This window comes from Pseudomonas fluorescens, from assembly GCF_902497625.1.
Classification (GTDB): Bacteria; Pseudomonadota; Gammaproteobacteria; order Pseudomonadales; family Pseudomonadaceae; genus Aquipseudomonas; species Aquipseudomonas fluorescens_BQ.
Window position 1 is genome coordinate 13,408 of the sequence record NZ_CABVGX010000010.1, and the last position, 18,616, is coordinate 32,023.

The 18,616-nt window shown below is 57.8% G+C and carries 20 protein-coding genes; 5 read left to right on the top strand and 15 right to left on the bottom strand.

Going from position 1 to position 18,616, the window contains the following annotated elements:
* Window positions 1-115 precede the first annotated feature (115 nt).
* Window positions 116-1,042 (top strand): LysR family transcriptional regulator, encoded by a 927-nt coding sequence (locus tag F8N12_RS08515; protein ID WP_150580062.1) that lies wholly within the window; start codon window positions 116-118, stop codon window positions 1,040-1,042.
* Here F8N12_RS08515 and F8N12_RS08520 read toward each other — a convergent pair.
* The 3 genes from F8N12_RS08520 to F8N12_RS08530 form a co-directional block, all read right to left on the bottom strand.
* Window positions 1,039-1,401, bottom strand: a complete 363-nt coding sequence (locus F8N12_RS08520; RefSeq protein ID WP_150580063.1) for a diacylglycerol kinase — start codon at window positions 1,399-1,401, stop codon at window positions 1,039-1,041. The two genes, F8N12_RS08515 and F8N12_RS08520, sit on opposite strands and share 4 nt — an antisense overlap.
* A 75-nt stretch (window positions 1,402-1,476) precedes the next feature.
* Window positions 1,477-2,127 (bottom strand): response regulator transcription factor ErdR, encoded by a 651-nt coding sequence (gene erdR, locus F8N12_RS08525; protein WP_150580064.1) that lies wholly within the window; start codon window positions 2,125-2,127, stop codon window positions 1,477-1,479.
* 197 nt (window positions 2,128-2,324) lie between these two features.
* Window positions 2,325-3,074, bottom strand: coding sequence for a tRNA-uridine aminocarboxypropyltransferase (locus tag F8N12_RS08530; RefSeq protein WP_150580065.1), 750 nt, complete (start codon window positions 3,072-3,074; stop codon window positions 2,325-2,327).
* Window positions 3,075-3,277: 203 nt separating this feature from the next.
* On the opposite strand from F8N12_RS08530, the gene F8N12_RS08535 reads away from it, so the two are divergent.
* Window positions 3,278-3,703 (top strand): PA3611 family quorum-sensing-regulated virulence factor, encoded by a 426-nt coding sequence (locus F8N12_RS08535; protein WP_028622520.1) that lies wholly within the window; start codon window positions 3,278-3,280, stop codon window positions 3,701-3,703.
* Here the strand turns inward: F8N12_RS08535 and F8N12_RS08540 are convergent, their stop codons facing one another.
* Entirely contained in the window at window positions 3,704-3,904 is a 201-nt protein-coding gene (locus tag F8N12_RS08540; protein ID WP_150580066.1) for a hypothetical protein, read from the bottom strand.
* A gap of 363 nt (window positions 3,905-4,267) precedes the next feature.
* On the opposite strand from F8N12_RS08540, the gene F8N12_RS08545 reads away from it, so the two are divergent.
* On the top strand, window positions 4,268-5,386 hold the full coding sequence (locus F8N12_RS08545) for an LOG family protein (protein WP_150580067.1): 1,119 nt from the start codon (window positions 4,268-4,270) through the stop codon (window positions 5,384-5,386).
* A gap of 45 nt (window positions 5,387-5,431) precedes the next feature.
* Here the strand turns inward: F8N12_RS08545 and recX are convergent, their stop codons facing one another.
* The 3 genes from recX to F8N12_RS08560 form a co-directional block, all read right to left on the bottom strand.
* On the bottom strand, window positions 5,432-5,899 hold the full coding sequence (gene recX / locus F8N12_RS08550) for a recombination regulator RecX (RefSeq protein WP_150580068.1): 468 nt from the start codon (window positions 5,897-5,899) through the stop codon (window positions 5,432-5,434).
* Between the two features lie 8 nt (window positions 5,900-5,907).
* On the bottom strand, window positions 5,908-6,960 hold the full coding sequence (gene recA, locus F8N12_RS08555) for a recombinase RecA (protein WP_150580069.1): 1,053 nt from the start codon (window positions 6,958-6,960) through the stop codon (window positions 5,908-5,910).
* Between the two features lie 83 nt (window positions 6,961-7,043).
* The gene (locus tag F8N12_RS08560) at window positions 7,044-7,544 is read right to left on the bottom strand and encodes a CinA family protein (RefSeq protein ID WP_150580070.1); all 501 of its coding nucleotides are present in this window, start codon (window positions 7,542-7,544) and stop codon (window positions 7,044-7,046) included.
* A gap of 296 nt (window positions 7,545-7,840) precedes the next feature.
* On the opposite strand from F8N12_RS08560, the gene mutS reads away from it, so the two are divergent.
* Window positions 7,841-10,423, top strand: coding sequence for a DNA mismatch repair protein MutS (gene mutS, locus F8N12_RS08565; protein WP_150580071.1), 2,583 nt, complete (start codon window positions 7,841-7,843; stop codon window positions 10,421-10,423).
* Window positions 10,424-10,564: 141 nt separating this feature from the next.
* On the top strand, window positions 10,565-10,888 hold the full coding sequence (fdxA, locus tag F8N12_RS08570) for a ferredoxin FdxA (RefSeq protein WP_150580072.1): 324 nt from the start codon (window positions 10,565-10,567) through the stop codon (window positions 10,886-10,888).
* Between the two features lie 469 nt (window positions 10,889-11,357).
* Here the strand turns inward: fdxA and rpoS are convergent, their stop codons facing one another.
* From rpoS to F8N12_RS08610, 8 genes are all read right to left on the bottom strand, one after another.
* Complete coding sequence (rpoS, locus tag F8N12_RS08575) at window positions 11,358-12,365, bottom strand: RNA polymerase sigma factor RpoS (RefSeq protein WP_150580073.1); 1,008 nt, start codon at window positions 12,363-12,365, stop codon at window positions 11,358-11,360.
* Window positions 12,366-12,470: 105 nt separating this feature from the next.
* Entirely contained in the window at window positions 12,471-13,328 is an 858-nt protein-coding gene (locus F8N12_RS08580; protein WP_150580074.1) for a peptidoglycan DD-metalloendopeptidase family protein, read from the bottom strand.
* 197 nt (window positions 13,329-13,525) lie between these two features.
* On the bottom strand, window positions 13,526-14,161 hold the full coding sequence (locus F8N12_RS08585; protein WP_177326966.1) for a protein-L-isoaspartate(D-aspartate) O-methyltransferase: 636 nt from the start codon (window positions 14,159-14,161) through the stop codon (window positions 13,526-13,528).
* Window positions 14,162-14,202: 41 nt separating this feature from the next.
* Window positions 14,203-14,952, bottom strand: coding sequence for a 5'/3'-nucleotidase SurE (surE, locus tag F8N12_RS08590; protein WP_150580075.1), 750 nt, complete (start codon window positions 14,950-14,952; stop codon window positions 14,203-14,205).
* Window positions 14,940-15,998, bottom strand: a complete 1,059-nt coding sequence (gene truD, locus F8N12_RS08595) for a tRNA pseudouridine(13) synthase TruD (RefSeq protein WP_150580076.1) — start codon at window positions 15,996-15,998, stop codon at window positions 14,940-14,942. Before truD ends, surE begins: the two co-directional genes overlap by 13 nt.
* Window positions 15,995-16,468 (bottom strand): 2-C-methyl-D-erythritol 2,4-cyclodiphosphate synthase, encoded by a 474-nt coding sequence (gene ispF / locus F8N12_RS08600; RefSeq protein ID WP_150580077.1) that lies wholly within the window; start codon window positions 16,466-16,468, stop codon window positions 15,995-15,997. The genes truD and ispF overlap by 4 nt, the downstream gene beginning before the upstream one ends.
* A gap of 43 nt (window positions 16,469-16,511) precedes the next feature.
* Complete coding sequence (gene fghA, locus F8N12_RS08605) at window positions 16,512-17,357, bottom strand: S-formylglutathione hydrolase (protein WP_150580078.1); 846 nt, start codon at window positions 17,355-17,357, stop codon at window positions 16,512-16,514.
* A 90-nt stretch (window positions 17,358-17,447) separates the two neighbouring features.
* Window positions 17,448-18,560, bottom strand: coding sequence for an S-(hydroxymethyl)glutathione dehydrogenase/class III alcohol dehydrogenase (locus F8N12_RS08610; RefSeq protein WP_150580079.1), 1,113 nt, complete (start codon window positions 18,558-18,560; stop codon window positions 17,448-17,450).
* Window positions 18,561-18,616 lie beyond the last annotated feature (56 nt).

Sequence of the window (18,616 nt, forward strand, 5' to 3'; positions counted from 1 at the left end):
TGCTTGGCGCCTGCTGCTTGAAAAAAACAGTTGTGCGCAATTGCATCGCATTCTAATAGCAGTAACAATATCTGTTAAATGGATTATTAAGATAAGGGTTATCGGTTATATAGATATGCGATTTACTCTCCGTCAACTTCAAGTATTCGTCGCCGTCGCCCAGCAGGAAAGCGTATCCCGTGCCGCGCTGACGCTCAACCTCTCACAATCGGCGGCGAGCACCTCGATCACCGAACTCGAGCGCCAATCCAGCTGCCAGCTGTTTGATCGCGCCGGCAAACGGCTGAGCCTCAACGCCCTCGGTAAACAGTTACTGCCGCAAGCGGTGGCACTGCTCGATCAGGCCAAGGAGATCGAAGACTTGCTAAACGGCAAGTCAGGTTTCGGCTCGCTGGCGGTCGGCGCCACCTTGACCATCGGCAATTATCTGGCGACCTTGCTGATCGGCAGCTTCATGCAACGTCACCCGGAAAGCCAGGTGAAGCTGCACGTGCAAAATACCGCCAACATCGTGCAACAAGTCGCTCACTATGAAATTGATCTGGGTCTGATTGAAGGCGATTGCAGCCACCCGGACATCGAGGTGCAGAGCTGGGTGGAAGATGAGCTGGTAGTGTTCTGCGCACCGCAACATCCGCTGGCCAGCCGCGGTGCGGCAACGATGGACGAACTCAGTCAGGAAGCCTGGATCTTGCGTGAACAGGGCTCAGGTACTCGGCTGACCTTTGATCAGGCCATGCGTCATCATCGCAGCGGATTGAACATTCGTCTTGAGCTGGAGCACACCGAAGCGATCAAACGCGCGGTGGAATCAGGTTTGGGGATTGGCTGCATATCGCGCCTGGCGCTACGCGACGCGTTTCGCCGTGGCAGCCTGGTGCCGGTGGAAACACCGGACCTGGATCTCGCCCGGCAGTTCTACTTCATCTGGCACAAACAGAAATATCAGACCTCGGCGATGCGCGAATTCCTCGACCTGTGCCGCGCTTTTACCGCTGGGGTTCAGCGCAGCGACGAGATCGTATTGCCTAATATTGCTTAAAGCAGAATCACTGCCCACACCAGACCGATCATGGTCAGCGCCACAAACTGAGCAGCGCTGCCCATGTCCTTGGCGTTTTTCGACAGAGGGTGCAACTCGAGCGAGATACGGTCAATCGCCGCTTCGACCGCAGAGTTGAGCAACTCCACAATCAGCGCCAGAAGACACACGGCGATCAGCAGCGCCTGCTCGACGCGGCTGACATCCAGAAAAAACGACAGCGGAATCAAAACGACGTTGAGCAACACCAACTGCCGAAAAGCGGCTTCACCGGTGAAGGCGGCGCGCAGACCATCCAGCGAATAACCGGAGGCATTGAGGATGCGTTTCAGGCCGGTCTGGCCTTTGAAAGGAGACATAGAGTGGGCAACTGACCAAAAGAAAGTGGGAAAGCTAGATCAATCAAAGTCAAAAAAGCGTGAAGACGCCAAACCCTAGTGGCTGGAAATTGACTCAAGCTGTTGCAGCAGTAAAGCAGCCTGGGTACGGGTGCGCACATTCAGCTTGCGGAATATCGCCGTGACATGAGCTTTGATGGTCGCTTCGGAAACGCTCAGCTCGTATGCGATCTGCTTGTTCAGCAAGCCCTCACAGACCATGGTCAGTACTCGAAACTGTTGCGGCGTCAGGCTGGCAAGGCCTTCACTGGCGGCTTTCGCTTCGGCGGAAACAATGACGGCTTCGAACGCCTGAGGCGGCCAGAACACATCGCCATCGAGCACGGCCCGCACGGCTTTTTGAATGACAGTCAGGTCGCTCGACTTGGGAATGAATCCGCTGGCCCCGAACTCGCGGGACTTCACCATGATCGTCGCTTCTTCCTGAGCGGAAATCATCACCACCGGAATCTGCGGATACTGCCCGCGTAGCAGCACCAGCCCGGAAAAGCCGTAGGCGCCGGGCATGTTCAAATCGAGCAAGACCAGATCCCAGTCGGCCTTCTCATCCAGACGGGTCTCCAGCTCGGCAATGCTCGCCACTTCCACCAAACGAACGTCAGGGCCGAGGCCCAGGGTTAGCGCCTGATGCAAAGCGGAACGAAACAGCGGATGGTCATCGGCAATCAGGATTTCGTATGTGGCCATTGTTCTATTGATCCTGTTTTTCAAACAACTGGAGGTGCAGCCACGCAACTGCGCCAACAGAGCACGATCAACGCCAATCACGTCAAAAAACGGCGTTTCAAACTGCGGCCGCGCCCTAATCGGCGCCAAGCATGCCCAGCGAAGTCAGGGTGGTCAAGCGACGTGCTCGGTAGACACTTTTGCAGTATGGGCGACAATCAGCAGATGACGACAGCCGTGTTTTGCAGGAAAGGCTCAAGCTCGGCATGCGCCGCAGTGGACACGTTCATATCGAGCTGATGTTTGGCGTCCAGGTAGTGCTGGCTGAACACATCGAAATACGCGTCCAGTGCCGACGCCGCCGCGCTATCGCCGGCAAGATCGAGGCATAACGCGGCCACTTCTGCAGTGCACAGATGCTCGCTGCGGGTCGACCGGCGTAATCGATAGCGGGACAGTTTTTCCGGCAGCAGGCTGAGAATCGGCAATTTGTCCAGATAAGGACTCTTGCGAAAAATCTTGCGTGCCTCGGTCCAGGTGGCGTCCAGCAGGATAAACAGCGGCCGCTTGGTGCTGGCGGTGTCAACGCTGTGGGTTACACGCTCTGGCTCAACGTATTCGCCGGGAAATACCAGGTAAGGTTGCCACTGCGGGTCCGCGAGCAACGCCAACAGTTGCGGATCTGTTTCAGTGCGCGACCAGATGAACGCGTGATTATCGCGCACCACATCGGCAATCAACCAACCGGTGTTGCTGGGTTTGAACACTTCCTTGTTGGTCATGATCAGACACACGCCGGCGCGAGCCTCAACCTGTGGACGCCAGGCGCACAGGCAGTGGCTCTCGATCACACGACAAGCGCGGCATCGCGGTGCACGCCAGCCACGGGCCTGAATGGGCTTGATACCCTCTTCTTCGCGCTGATCGCGCAGGCGGGCGACGGCGTTCGATGCAAAGGACTGGCTCATCGCAGGCACATCCTGCGGGGAAGGAAAATCGACACGAACAACACTCGGTAGGGTAGAAAGTATCGGCAGTTTATCAGAGCAGCCGGCGCAAGCCTGTACCGTACAGGCCCCGTCCCCTATAATTTGCCGCCACTGAACGCACAGTCATGTGAGGGGTCGAACCACCTGTCACTGAGCACCCGTCACTGAATCAGGAGAGTTTCATGCTGCGCCTTATCGTTCCCACCGCGGCCATTTTGCTCGCATCGTCTTTCAGCGCTCAGGCTGCTTCCTTGAGTGAGCAGAATCTGAATCGGGAACTGCGAAACGTCGCCGCACAAAGCAGCGCTGGCACTCCACGGGCCATCAACGAAGACATTCTTGATCAAGGCTATACAGCCGAAGGCAACGTGCTGATCAATCACCTGAGCGTGCAGAGCAGTCATGCCGACAAAATGCGCGCCGATCCCAAAGCCGTGTATTTCCAGCTTGGCGCCTCTGTTTGCAACAATCCTTCCTTCCGCAAGCTGATGGCCAAGGGAGCAGTCATGCGTTATGACTTCACTGAAGTGAAAACCAACCGCTCGGTCGGTTCTGCCAGCTATCAGGAATCGGATTGCCCCAAGGCAACGCCCGCAAAAAAGAAGTAATCAACGCGACTGAGCATTCGCGCGTCGCTGTTCATCCTCGGCGCGCAGCTCTGCCAACAAAGCCTGCAAATATCTGGAGCGCCGATCGGCACCCTCGAGACGTCGGCAGCACTCTTCTTCAAGACTCAGGTTATTGGTCTCGGCGGATGATTTGAGCAATCGATACAGTTGCGTATCGATCTCCAGAATGACTCTGGCCATTGCTTCGGCTCCCTGCTCGTCGCCCTCGCTTGAGCGAAAAAAAATCCTTTACCTGCTTGTCCGTGCGTCCCGCGGGACTCAAATATGTGGTGTAACGCCTGTGATTCAGTAAATCAGAGTGTGGGGCTTGCGGTATGCCTTCAGACGAGCGGTGAAACCCGCCTTAAATCGTCAATAAGCAGTTGCCAGGAAAGACTTTGCGGCGCAATGATCATCGCAGCGACGATCAACACATGAGGGTCCGGATTACGACTCAGTTGGACCGTCCAGGCGCCAGCCTGGGCTGTCAGTGACACACGAGGTATTGCGGCGCCGACGACTGCCTCGTCGTAGCCAAGGGCTTTGTGCAGAAGGAGAAGTTGAATGCCTTACCAACCGAATGACCTCCTCAGCCGTCATTTCGAAGAAAGCGGCCACGACCTCATCAGCAAGGTTGAAGATCAACTCAAGCTTGTTTCACCCAACAGCCAGAACATCCCGATCTACCGCGACATGATCCTCACCGTGCTGCGCATGGCCCAGGAAGATCACAACCGCTGGAACGCCAAAATCACCCTGCAGGCCTTGCGCGAACTCGAGCAAGCATTCCGCGTGCTCGAAAAGTTTCGCGGACGACGCAAGGTCACGGTTTTTGGTTCGGCCCGAACACCGATCGAGCATCCTCTGTATGCAATGGCCCGAGAACTCGGCGCTGCACTGGCGCGCTCCGACCTGATGGTCATCACCGGGGCCGGAGGCGGCATCATGGCTGCGGCCCACGAAGGTGCCGGCCGCGAACACAGCCTAGGGTTCAATATCACTCTACCGTTCGAGCAACACGCCAATCCGACCGTCAATGGCACCAGCAACCTGCTGCCCTTCCACTTCTTCTTCACCCGTAAGCTGTTCTTCGTGAAGGAAGCCGACGCATTGGTTCTGTGCCCCGGCGGCTTTGGCACGCTGGATGAAGCGCTGGAAGTTCTGACACTGATTCAAACAGGGAAAAGTCCGCTGGTACCGGTGGTGCTGCTGGATTCACCTGGCGGTAATTTCTGGCAAAGCGCGCTGGATTTCATTCGCAATCAACTGGAAGAAAACCGCTACATCCTGCCGACCGACATGAAGCTTGTCAGCCTGGTTTACAGCGCCGAAGAGGCGGTTGAGCAGATCAATCAGTTCTACAGCAACTTTCACTCGAGCCGCTGGCTCAAGCATCAATTCGTGATCCGGATGAACCATAAGCTAAGCGACGATGCGCTTGAGCAGATGCAGGAGAGTTTTGCCGACCTGTGCCTGAGCGATCACTTTCATCAGCATGCCTACGACGGTGAAGAACACGACGAGCAGCAGTTCAGTCATTTGGCGCGTTTGGCCTTCACCTTTAACGCCCGTAATCATGGACGCCTGCGCGAATTGGTGGACTTTATCAATCTGCCCGAGAACTGGGCGACGGCCCAACCCATTGCCCACCAGCTTTCGCGGGATCCGATACACGTTTCGTGAAGCAGAAAAAAACGGCCCGCTATTCAAATAGCGGGCCGTTTTTGATTAATCATCCATCCCTCGACCACTGAACAAGCGGCTGATCATTTCCATGGAATAACCCCGATAACTCAGAAAGCGGCCTTGCTTGGCGCGTTCCCGTGCGTCTATGGGTAGATGCCCGGAGAACTTGCGTCGCCAGGTATCCTCCAGTTGCTCCTGCCAGTTGATACTGCTCTCGCGAATAGCGAGTTCGATATCTGCACGCTGCAGACCGCGCTGACTTAACTCTTCGCGAATACGCAAAGGGCCGTGGCCGGAGCGCGCCCGATAGGAAACAAAGCTTTCGAGGTAACGGGATTCGGACAGCAAACCCTCTTCCGTCAACCGGTCGAGTGCTGCGTCGATCATCTCGGGGAGTGCACCGCGCTGACGCAGTTTACGCGTCAGTTCGACTCGACCGTGCTCGCGTCGCGCGAGCAGGTCCATTGCGGTCCGCCGCACTGCGACGGGTGTATCGAGTACGGCGGTCATCGGATCAATCAGACATCCACATCAACCAGATCATCTGCTTTGACTCGGTCTGCCGAGGCTTTAACGTCCGGCGCAGGTGTCAGAAGCTTGTCGCGCAACTGCTTCTCAAGCTTGGTGGCGATTTCCGGATTGTCTGCCAGGAACTTGGCCGAATTGGCCTTGCCCTGACCGATCTTGGTGCCTTCATAGGCATACCAGGCACCGGACTTCTCGACGAAACCATGCAGAACCCCAAGGTCGATCATCTCGCCATTGAGGTAGATGCCCTTGCCATAAAGAATCTGGAATTCTGCCTGACGGAACGGCGAAGCGACCTTGTTCTTTACAACCTTGACGCGGGTTTCGCTACCGACAACTTCGTCACCTTCTTTCACCGCGCCAGTACGGCGAATATCCAGACGAACCGATGCATAGAACTTCAGCGCGTTACCACCGGTGGTGGTTTCAGGGCTGCCAAACATCACGCCGATTTTCATACGGATCTGGTTGATGAAAATAACCAGGCAGTTGGCGTTCTTGATGTTACCGGTGATTTTACGCAGCGCCTGAGACATCAGACGAGCCTGCAGGCCCACGTGCATGTCACCCATTTCGCCTTCGATTTCAGCCTTTGGCACCAGCGCTGCTACGGAGTCGACAATGATCACGTCAACCGCGTTGGAACGCACCAGCATGTCGGTGATTTCCAAGGCTTGCTCGCCAGTGTCGGGCTGAGAAACCAGCAAGTCATCAACGTTGACGCCAAGCTTGAGAGCGTATTCCGGGTCGAGGGCGTGTTCAGCATCGACGAATGCGCAGGTCGCGCCGGCTTTTTGAGCCTGGGCAATCACGGACAATGTCAGTGTGGTTTTACCGGAGGATTCTGGACCGTAGATTTCAACGATACGGCCTTTTGGGAGGCCGCCAATGCCCAGCGCAATGTCCAGACCCAGAGAGCCAGTAGAAATGGATGGGATCGCCTGACGGTCCTGATCGCCCATACGCATTACGGCACCCTTGCCGAATTGACGTTCGATCTGACCCAGGGCCGCAGCCAAGGCTTTCTTCTTGTTGTCGTCCATTAAAGTCCTCACGTAATCAATAAGGCCTGACGGCCAACACCTGTATAAGTAGACAGTATTATTCCACAGCACTTCAAGATCGCCTACCCCTGATTTGAGATTTCTCCCGCCGCGTGCCGCAGCAGCCCCTCTAGCGCGGCCTTCACCGTTTGTCGGCGAACTTCGTCACGGTTACCGGGGAAATGCTGAACCTCGCTGAATACCCGCTCGCCCACGCCCCAGGCCAGCCATACGGTGCCCACCGGTTTGTTCGGCGAGCCTCCATCCGGGCCGGCGACACCGCTGACGGCAACGGCGAAATGTGCACGGCTTTTCTCCTGGGCGCCTCGAACCATGGCCTCTACCACCTCGCAACTGACCGCTCCCACCGTCGCAAACAATTCGGGCGGGACCTGCAATTGCTCGGTTTTCTGCCGATTGGAATAGGTGACATAGCCAGCCTCAAACCACGCCGAGCTCCCCGGGATGCGGGTAATCGCCTCCGAGATTCCGCCCCCGGTACAGGACTCCGCTGCGGTGACATGAGCATTGAGAACCTGCAGGCGTCTGCCAAGTTCAGCGGCGAGCTGAGTGATTTCTTTCACGGTCATCTCCAGAGCGTGCGGAATGCGATCTACCGTACACGAGCAAATCGCGCTTGCAAGGCACAGGGTCGATCAAAATGTTAGCGGGAAAACGCAGAGTGCACGAAGCGCAGAAACCGGGAATTCTGACCGACCAGCCGCATCATCACGTCTTACTTCAGCCAAGCCTTTGCGCTTGGCAGGCTTTGATGCCTGCGTCACTTCGACTGCCCATGGTAACCTTGCGCCCATCGCGGAAAAGCCGGGCCAACGTCCCTCCTTTGCCCTACACCTTTCAACGAATTGCCTGATACCCGATGAATAAAGCACTCTCCTCCGACCTGTCCTCTCACACGCCAATGATGCAGCAATATTGGCGCCTGAAGAACCAGCACCCCGACCAGCTCATGTTCTATCGCATGGGCGACTTCTACGAGATCTTCTACGAAGATGCGAAGAAAGCCGCCAAGTTGCTCGACATCACCCTGACCGCCCGTGGGCAATCTGCCGGTCAGGCGATTCCGATGTGTGGGATTCCTTACCACGCAGCGGAAGGTTATCTGGCGAAACTGGTCAAGCTCGGCGAGTCGGTGGTGATCTGCGAACAGGTCGGCGATCCGGCGACCAGTAAGGGGCCGGTCGATCGTCAGGTGGTACGGATCATCACCCCGGGTACGGTCAGTGACGAGGCATTGCTCGACGAACGCCGCGACAACCTGATTGCGGCGGTCCTGGGTGATGAGCGCCTGTTCGGTCTTGCGGTGCTGGACATCACCAGTGGCAACTTCACGGTGCTGGAGATCAAGGGCTGGGAAAACCTGCTGGCGGAACTGGAGCGGGTCAATCCGGTGGAGCTCATGATCCCGGATGACTGGCCAAAAGATCTTCCCGCGGAGAAACGCCGTGGGGTTCGGCGTCGTGCGCCGTGGGATTTCGAGCGCGACTCGGCATTGAAAAGTCTCTGCCAGCAATTCTCGACTCAGGACCTCAAAGGTTTCGGCTGCGAGAATCTGACGCTGGCCATCGGTGCAGCCGGTTGCCTGCTCAGTTACGCCAAGGAAACCCAGCGCACCGCCCTGCCGCATTTGCGCAGTCTGCGCCATGAGCGCCTGGACGACACCGTAGTTCTGGACGGTGCGAGTCGTCGCAACCTGGAGCTGGACACCAACCTCGCCGGTGGCCGCGACAACACCTTGCAATCGGTGGTCGATCGCTGCCAGACCGCCATGGGCAGCCGCTTGTTGACGCGCTGGCTGAACCGGCCACTGCGGGATCTGACGGTGCTGCTGGCACGACAGACGTCGATCACCTGCCTGCTCGACCGCTATCGGTTCGAAAAACTGCAACCGCAGCTCAAGGAAATCGGCGACATCGAGCGGATTCTGGCGCGGATTGGTCTGCGCAATGCCCGCCCCCGTGACCTGGCAAGGCTACGCGATGCCCTGGGCGCACTGCCCGAGTTGCAACAGGCAATGACCGAGCTGGAAGCGCCGCACATCATTCAACTGGCAGCGACCACCAGCACCTATCCGGAACTGGCAGCACTGCTGGCAAAAGCCATCATCGACAACCCGCCAGCGGTGATCCGCGATGGCGGCGTGTTGAAAACCGGTTACGACAGCGAACTCGATGATCTGCAATCGTTGAGCGAAAACGCCGGGCAATTCCTCATCGACCTGGAAGCGCGCGAGAAGGCACGCACCGGCCTGTCGCATTTGAAAGTCGGTTACAACCGCATTCACGGTTACTTCATCGAGCTACCGAGCAAACAGGCCGAATCGGCGCCGGCCGATTACATCCGTCGGCAAACGCTTAAAGGTGCCGAGCGTTTCATTACGCCGGAGCTGAAAGCGTTCGAAGACAAGGCCCTGTCGGCGAAAAGCCGGGCACTGGCCCGCGAAAAAATGCTCTATGAGGCGCTCCTCGAAGACCTGATCGCCCAGTTGCCTCCGCTACAGGACACCGCGGCTGCACTTGCCGAACTGGATGTTTTGAGTAACCTCGCCGAGCGCGCACTGAACCTCGACCTGAACTGCCCACGCTTTGTCGATGAACCGTGCATGCGCATCAGCCAGGGTCGCCACCCGGTGGTCGAGCAAGTGCTGACCACACCGTTCGTGGCTAATGATCTGAGCCTCGACGACAACACCCGAATGCTGATCATTACCGGACCTAACATGGGCGGTAAATCCACCTATATGCGGCAGACCGCGTTGATCGTGCTGCTCGCGCACATCGGCAGCTTCGTGCCGGCGGCGAGTTGCGAACTGTCGCTGGTCGACCGGATTTTCACCCGGATCGGCTCCAGTGACGATCTGGCGGGCGGGCGCTCGACGTTCATGGTCGAGATGAGCGAAACCGCGAACATCCTGCACAATGCTACCGAGCGCAGTCTGGTGTTGATGGACGAGGTCGGGCGCGGTACCAGCACATTCGACGGTCTGTCCCTGGCATGGGCAGCGGCGGAGCGGCTGGCGCATCTACGCGCCTATACGTTGTTCGCCACCCATTATTTCGAGCTGACGGTATTGCCGGAAGCCCAGCCGTTGGTGGCCAACGTGCACCTCAACGCTACGGAGCACAACGAGCGCATTGTCTTCCTTCACCACGTATTGCCGGGACCGGCCAGCCAGAGTTATGGCTTGGCGGTTGCGCAACTGGCCGGCGTACCCAGCGAAGTGATCGTGCGTGCCCGAGAGCACCTCGGTCGGCTGGAAGCTACGGCGCTGCCACATGACGTGCCAAAGCCAGTCAAAGGCAAACCGGCCGCGCCGCAGCAGAGCGACATGTTTGCCAGCCTGCCCCATCCGGTGCTGGATGACCTGGCCAGACTCGACCTGGATGACATGACGCCGCGCCGCGCGCTGGAAATGCTCTATACACTGAAGACACGGATCTAACGCACTTGCCTGCAAGCTGTTAGAATCTCGCGCGGTTTGGGATGCTGCAAGCTACAGCCTGGCTTGCAGACTATCGCTCCCAAACCCGGCGACCCCAACGTGAAGGGGCTCCGCTGCAGCCGCCTGAGGAGAGAATTAGAAATGACCTTCGTCGTCACCGACAACTGCATCAAGTGCAAGTACACCGACTGCGTAGAAGTCTGTCCGGTGGACTGCTTTTACGAAGGCCCGAACTTCCTGGTGATTCACCCGGATGAGTGCATCGACTGCGCACTGTGCGAACCGGAATGCCCTGCCGTGGCTATCTTCTCGGAAGATGAAGTGCCTGCCGGTATGGAGAATTTCATTCAGTTGAACGTCGAGCTGGCTGAAATCTGGCCGAACATTACTGAACGTAAAGACCCGTTGCCTGAGTCCGCCGCCTGGGACGGTAAACCCGGCAAGCTCGAGCACCTCGAACGCTGATCTTCCCCGCGTTCCAAAAAGGCCCCTTGCGGGCCTTTTTACTTTTCTGCAGACAAAAAAAGGGGCGGTTTGACCCGCCCACATTTTTCCCTATCCCTGTGTTCCTTTTCATCCTCCTGATGAATCGCTTCCTGCCATGTCCTTATCCCTCATCCCTGAAGGTTGTGTCTGTCCGTCGACACACCCCGGATACTAGTGGGTTTTCAGGCAAGAGCAATCGATCACGAAGACTGCAGCAGGCAGTCCATGAAATCGGGTCCGCACGAAAATATAGAGTGTAATCAGAAGGTTGAACTAATTCGCCGAGGGTAAATAGCAGTGCTCCGATGTGGAGAAATAGCGAACACTTACACAAGAGTAGGCTGAGGCTTACATCTTCAGACTCCAAATGACAAAGTTCACTCGGTGCTATTTCCGGCAACAAAAAGCCCCGAACCAGTCGGGGCTTTTTGTTGTTTGGCGCGTGTTCTTACTGGAACAATGACTCGCTCGACAGGCCATTCTTCTCGAGAATTTCCCGAAGACGTTTAAGCCCCTCAACCTGGATCTGTCTGACCCGCTCACGGGTCAGGCCGATTTCCAGGCCCACATCCTCAAGCGTGCTGCTCTCGTGCCCGCGCAGGCCGAAGCGGCGCACCACCACCTCGCGTTGCTTGTCGGTCAGCTCCGAAAGCCATTGATCGATGCTCTGCGACAGGTCGTCGTCCTGCAGCAGCTCACATGGATCGGTCGGACGATCATCAGTGAGGGTGTCCAGCAGGGTTTTATCCGAATCCGGCCCCAGCGAGACGTCGACTGAAGAAACCCGCTCATTCAGGCCGAGCATGCGCTTGACCTCGGCTACCGGTTTTTCCAGCAGGTTGGCGATTTCTTCCGGTGAAGGTTCGTGATCCAGCTTCTGTGTGAGCTCGCGCGCGGCGCGCAGGTACACGTTGAGCTCCTTGACCACATGGATCGGCAACCGGATCGTCCGGGTCTGATTCATGATCGCGCGCTCGATGGTCTGACGAATCCACCATGTCGCGTAAGTCGAGAAACGGAACCCACGTTCAGGATCGAATTTTTCCACCGCCCGAATCAGTCCGAGGTTCCCTTCCTCGATCAGATCCAGCAGCGACAGTCCGCGATTGACATAGCGCCTGGCGATTTTCACCACCAGCCGCAGGTTGCTTTCAATCATGCGTTTGCGCCCGGCCGGATCACCACTTTGCGACAAACGCGCAAAGTGAACTTCTTCTTCGGGGGACAGCAGCGGGGAAAAGCCGATTTCATTGAGATACAACTGCGTAGCGTCGAGCGCACGTGTGTAATCAATGTATTTGTGTTGTTTCAACGACGTGGAGTTTTTGGATTTGGCGCGAACGGAAGGTGGAGCAGCCCCTTCATCATTCGACATCGAATCCGTACCGATACCGGTCTCCATCAGGAGAACCTCATCGTCGATGTCAAACTCCGGCACTTCTTTACTGAGAGCCATTGTTATAGTCCTTTGGTGAGTTCGACCTCAAGCTCAAGCGACGCCTTTATCCTTGGCAACGCTGGAGCCTGTCCCCTCTACGCGACGGAACAGGCTGGAAAGCAATCAACGACGCGGCAGGAATTGCAGCGGATCTACAGGTTTACCTTGTCGGCGAATCTCAAAATGCAGTTTCACCCGGTCTGTACCCGTTGACCCCATTTCGGCAATTGTTTGCCCGACCTTGACCTGCTGCCCCTCCCGAACCAACAGCCTGCGGTTATGTCCGTAGGCACTGACGTAGGTATCGCTGTGTTTGATGATGACTAACTCGCCGTAGCCCCTTAAGCCACTCCCGGCGTATACCACCGTCCCATCAGACGCAGCTAAAACAGGCTGTCCCAAATCTCCGGCGATATCAATTCCTTTATTCAAACTGCCGTTTGAAGAGAATTTTCCAATAAGAATGCCATTAGAAGGCCATCCCCAGCCGGTCGGGGCTGGCCCGGCGGGAGGCATCGGTGCGGTAGAGGATTTGTTTGCGACGGACGGTACAACCACCGTGGTGGCTCCGCTCGCACCCGATGCCGGGCGACGAAATACGGTGGTTTTACTCGAAGATGAAGGCGTTGAAGTCGTTGAACTGGTCACTGTAGTCGGCGTTGAACCGGTGCGCCCGTCGAAGCGAATCGTCTGACCCGGACGGATGGTGTAAGGCGCCGGGATATTGTTTCTTGCCGCCAGGGCTTTGTAGTCCCAGCCGTAACGGAAAGCAATTGAGAACAGGGTGTCTTTTGGTCGAACCACGTATTGCCCCGTGGTGACTGCCGGGCGCTGGGCCGCGGCCTTGTTGCGGTCAACAACGCGCACATCGCTGGATTTGTTGCTGGAACAACCAACCAGCAAGGCGCTCAAGACAAGGCCAGTCACCAGGCGCTGAAAGCTCGTTGTACCCATTCGCTGCGCAATGACTGTGAGACTCACCCGCCGCTCCCTTTGTGGTGGCTAAAATTGGCTTGCCGAAATTCGGCATGAAGTGTCGCAAGTATAACGGGCCGTGCAGCCTCTACTTTTAATCGAGCAGGGCGCAGGTTTGCGCCAGCGATACAATCCGTTTAACTGCCTGACGTCGCTGTAAGACAAAGCTGATCGATGAGAATTCAGCGCGTTGCAACAAAAGCTCAGGCCAGAGGCCCATTCAGTAAAGGGACGAATCGCACGGAGCCAAGTACGCGCCTGGAAAAACCGTGCTCTTCACGAATGATCAGCATCAGTTGCTGGACCTCCCCTGACCCGACCGGGATCACCAGGCGCCCGCCTGGCGCCAGTTGATCGAGTAATGCCTGCGGCACGTCGGTCGCTACTGCGGTCACGATGATGCCGTTATAAGGCGCCAGCGCCGGCCACCCTTCCCAGCCATCTCCCCAGCGAAACACCACGTTGCGCAGGTTCAGATCGATCAGCCGTTCCTTGGCCCGGTCCTGCAAGACCTTGATGCGCTCTACCGAAAACACCCGCTCCACCAGTTGCGAAAGGATTGCGGTCTGATAACCGGAACCGGTGCCAATTTCCATCACTTTGTCCAGCGGTCCCGCCTCCAGTAGCAGCTCGCTCATGCGGGCCACCATGTAAGGCTGGGAAATCGTCTGGTTATTGCCGATCGGCAAAGCCGTATCTTCGTAGGCGCGATGCGCAAGCGCCTCGTCGACGAACAGATGACGCGGCGTCCGGCGGATCACTTCCAATACCTTGGCGTTGGAAATGCCTTCCTCGTACAACCGCTGGATCAGTCGTTCACGGGTTCTTTGAGAAGTCATCCCGATGCCGCGATGCAGCATGTGGTCTTGTTCACGGGCCATTATCGAAGTCCCTCCAGCCAGCCATCGAGACTTCTGAAAGCATCATTGAAGGTGCGGTCCAGCTGCAATGCCGTGATTGACACATAACCCTGCATCACAGCATGGAAATCGGTGCCCGGGCCGCCGTCTTCGGCATCACCGGCAGCTGCGATCCAGTAACCGGATTTGCCCCGAGGGTCGACCACCTTCATCGGTGCCGCCGCACGGGCGCGGTGCCCCAGGCGGGTCAGCTGAATACCGCGGATATGGTCAAGCGGCAAATTGGGAATGTTCACGTTCAGCACCGTGCGCGGTGGCAGATCGAGGGCGGCGTGAGCCTCCACCAGTTTGCGCGCAAAATGGGCGGCCGTGGAGAGGTTGTCGACCTGCCGTGAGACCAGCGAAAAAGCAAACGAGGGCCGCTCGAGAAAACGCCCTTCGAGCGCCGCTGCCACCGTACCGGAATACAGCACGTCGTCGCCCAGATTGGCGCCCAGGTTGATCCCGGAAACCACCATGTCCGGCACCACTTCCAGCAAGCCGTTAAGCCCCAGGTGCACGCAATCGGTTGGCGTGCCATTGAGGCTGATGAAACCGTTGGCAAGAGTTTGCGGGTGCAACGGACGGTCAAGCGTCAGCGAGCTGCTGGCGCCACTTTTGTCCTGGTCAGGGGCGATAACCACGCACTCGGTGTAATCCGCCAGCGCAGCATGAAGCGCGGCGAGACCGGGTGCGGCTACCCCATCGTCGTTCGAAATCAGAATACGCATGGGCTGTCCGTCTGCCCCACCGGCACCAGATCGACAAGTTCGCGCACCAGTACGGTGGCAAAGCATCCGGCCGGCAGGACGAATTCCAGTTGCAGAATGTCAGGCTCGGGATAATGCCACGTCAACCCGGCAATGGGCAGTCGCAGGATGCGACGTTCGTGGCTCATACCGGCGTTAATCAACCAGTCGCGCAAGTCTGCTTCGCGCGCGGCGATTGCCTGCTCCAGTACATGGACAGCGCCCGTGGTCGGCGAGTCACCTTCGCCCCACTGCGGTCCGGTCGGGTGCAGGTCGAGAATCGCCAGGCGCGGATCGCTGCACTCGGCTTCGCCGGCCGGGAAAAAGCTGCGACTGTCAGTGAAAGCCAGCAGGTCACCCACTTGCGCACGCTGCCAGGTGCCATCGGCAACCCGCGCCGCCAATACCTGGTTGAACAGGAAACTGCGCGCCGTGGACAGCAGCCGCGAGCGCACATTGCGCTGCTCCGGCAACGCCTTGCGCGCCGCCCACCCGCGGGCATCGACGACGTTCCCGCCGTCAAAGCCAAAACGTTGAGCGCCGAAATAATTCGGAATACCTTGTTTAGCGATCAGTTGCAGGCGTTCTTCGATTGCGGCCGTATCGCCCGAAAATTGTGTCAGCCGCAGGGTGAAACCGTTCGCCGAATGAGCCCCGCGCTGCAGCTTGCGTCTGTGCCGACCGGTCTTGAGGATTTTCAGCGTTTCGTTTTCCGCCGCCGACAGATCGGGATCCGCCTTGCCTGGCAGTTGCACACTGAACCACTGCCGCGTGAGTGCCTGGCGATCCTTCAGCCCGGCGTAGCTGACCGTGCGCAGCGGCACGCCCGCCGCCTTGGCTATCCGCCGGGCCGCTTCCTCAGTATTAAGCCCGCGTTTTTCCACCCAGATCCACAGGTGCTCGCCATCACCACTGAGGGGAATATCGAGTACTTCGTCGACCTGAAAATCCTCTGCGGTCGCTTTTAATACCGCAGTGCCGAGTGCCTCACCGTATGCGCGCGGGCCAAGCAGTTGCGCCTCATTCATGCGCGCAGCAACAAGGCAACGGAGTGCACCGCAATGCCTTCTTCGCGCCCGACAAAACCAAGCTTTTCGGTGGTGGTAGCTTTCACGTTCACTTGATCCAACTCAACTTGAAGATCCGCGGCAATCAGAGCGCGCATCGATTCGATATGCGGGGCCATTTTTGGCGCCTGGGCAACGATGGTGTTATCGACGTTGCCGATTATCCAGCCTTTGCCGTGGATCAGCGCGACAACATGGCGTAACAGCACGCGGCTGTCTGCCCCCTTGAATGTCGGGTCGGTGTCCGGGAAGTGTTTGCCGATATCACCCAGCGCGGCCGCGCCAAGCAAGGCATCGCTCAAGGCGTGCAGCAGGACGTCACCGTCGGAGTGAGCGAGCAGCCCGAAGCCGTGTGCGATACGCACGCCGCCCAGAGTAATGAAATCGCCTTCAGCGAAACGGTGCACATCATAGCCGTGGCCAATACGCATAAAAAAACGCCCCGATTTTTGTCAGGGCGTGATTCTACCTGCATTAGAGGCCTAGGGCGCGTCCGTGATGCTGCAAGTGTTCGTCAATGAAACTGGCGATGAAGAAATAGCTGTGGTCGTAGCCGGGTTGCAGGCGCAACGTCAGCGGATGGCCGGCCTGTTTCGCGGCTTGCTGCAAGGCTTCGGGCTTGAGCTGGGTAGCGAGGAAGTCATCGCGATCACCTTGATCGACCAGCAGCGGCAACTTCTCCTCTGCCTCGGCGATCAACGCGCAGGCATCCCATTCACGCCACTTCGAGCGGTCTTCACCCAGGTAACGGGAAAAGGCCTTCTGACCCCAAGGGCAATCCATCGGATTGTTGATCGGCGAGAATGCCGACACCGACTGATAACGGCCCGGATTGCGCAATGCACAGACAAGCGCGCCATGGCCGCCCATGGAATGGCCGCTGATGCCACGTTTGTCGGACGCAGGGAAATGGGCTTCGACCAAGGCCGGCAATTCCTGCACCACATAGTCATGCATGCGATAGTGCCGCGACCACGGTTCCTGCGTGGCATTCAGATAGAAACCAGCGCCGAGGCCGAAGTCCCAGGCGTCCTCCGGATCATCCGGCACATCAGGCCCGCGCGGGCTGGTGTCCGGCGCAACGATAATCAACCCGAGCTCGGCGGCCATGCGCATCGCGCCAGCCTTGTGCATGAAGTTTTCGTCGGTGCAGGTCAGACCGGACAGCCAGTACAACACCGGCAATTTGCCGCCCTGCTCTGCTTGCGGCGGCAGGTACACGGCGAACACCATGTCGCATCCGAGCACGTCGGAACGGTGCTTGTAGCGTTTGTGCCAGCCGCCGAAGCTTTTCTGGCAGGAGATATTTTCCAGGATCATGGGCTTCCTCAGCTACAAGCCCCAAGCTTCAAGCTGCAAGAGAAGTACCGTGCCCCTTGCAGCTTGTCGCTTGCAGCTTGCAGCTTTCTCTTAGAAATGAATGACGGAACGGATGCTCTTGCCTTCGTGCATCAGATCGAATGCCCTATTGATGTCTTCCAGACCCATGGTGTGTGTGATGAAGGTATCGAGCGGGATTTCACCACTTTCGGCCATGTCGACGTAGCTTGGCAGCTCGGTACGACCGCGCACCCCGCCGAACGCCGAACCACGCCAGACGCGACCGGTGACCAACTGGAATGGGCGGGTGGCAATTTCCTGACCGGCACCGGCGACGCCGATGATTACCGATTCGCCCCAACCTTTGTGGCAGCACTCGAGTGCGGCCCGCATCAGCTGGACGTTGCCAATGCATTCAAAGGAAAAGTCGACGCCGCCATCGGTCATGTCGACGATCACTTCCTGGATCGGGCGATCGAAGTCTTTCGGGTTGACACAGTCGGTTGCACCCAATTGCTTGGCAATCTCGAATTTCGCCGGATTGATGTCCACGGCGATGATCCGTCCAGCCTTGGCTTTGACTGCACCGATGACTGCCGACAGACCGATACCGCCGAGGCCGAAAATGGCCACGGTATCACCCGGTTTCACCTTGGCGGTATTCAGCACTGCGCCGATACCGGTAGTGACACCGCAGCCCAGCAGGCAGACTTTTTCCAGTGGCGCCTCTTTCTGAATTCTGGCCACGGAAATTTCCGGCAGCACGGTGTATTCGGAGAAAGTCGAAGTACCCATGTAGTGGAAGATCGGCTGCCCCTTGTAGGAAAAGCGCGAAGTGCCGTCTGGCATCAGGCCTTTACCCTGGGTCGAACGAATCGCCTGGCAGAGGTTGGTCTTGCCCGACAGGCAGAACTTGCACTGGCGGCATTCCGGGGTGTAAAGCGGGATAACGTGATCGCCGACGGCAACCGAGGTCACACCTTCACCGATCGCCTCAACCACCGCGCCACCTTCGTGACCGAGAATCGACGGGAAGATGCCTTCCGGATCCGCGCCCGACAGCGTGTAGGCATCGGTATGGCAGACACCGGAGGCGATCACACGCAACAACACTTCACCGGCCTTGGGCATGGCGACATCGACTTCAACGATCTCGAGCGGTTTTTTAGCCTCGAAGGCAACGGCAGCGCGCGACTTGATCATGGGTATCTCCAGTGGATATAAACAAGACAGTGAGTGTAATACAGCGCTTAACGATG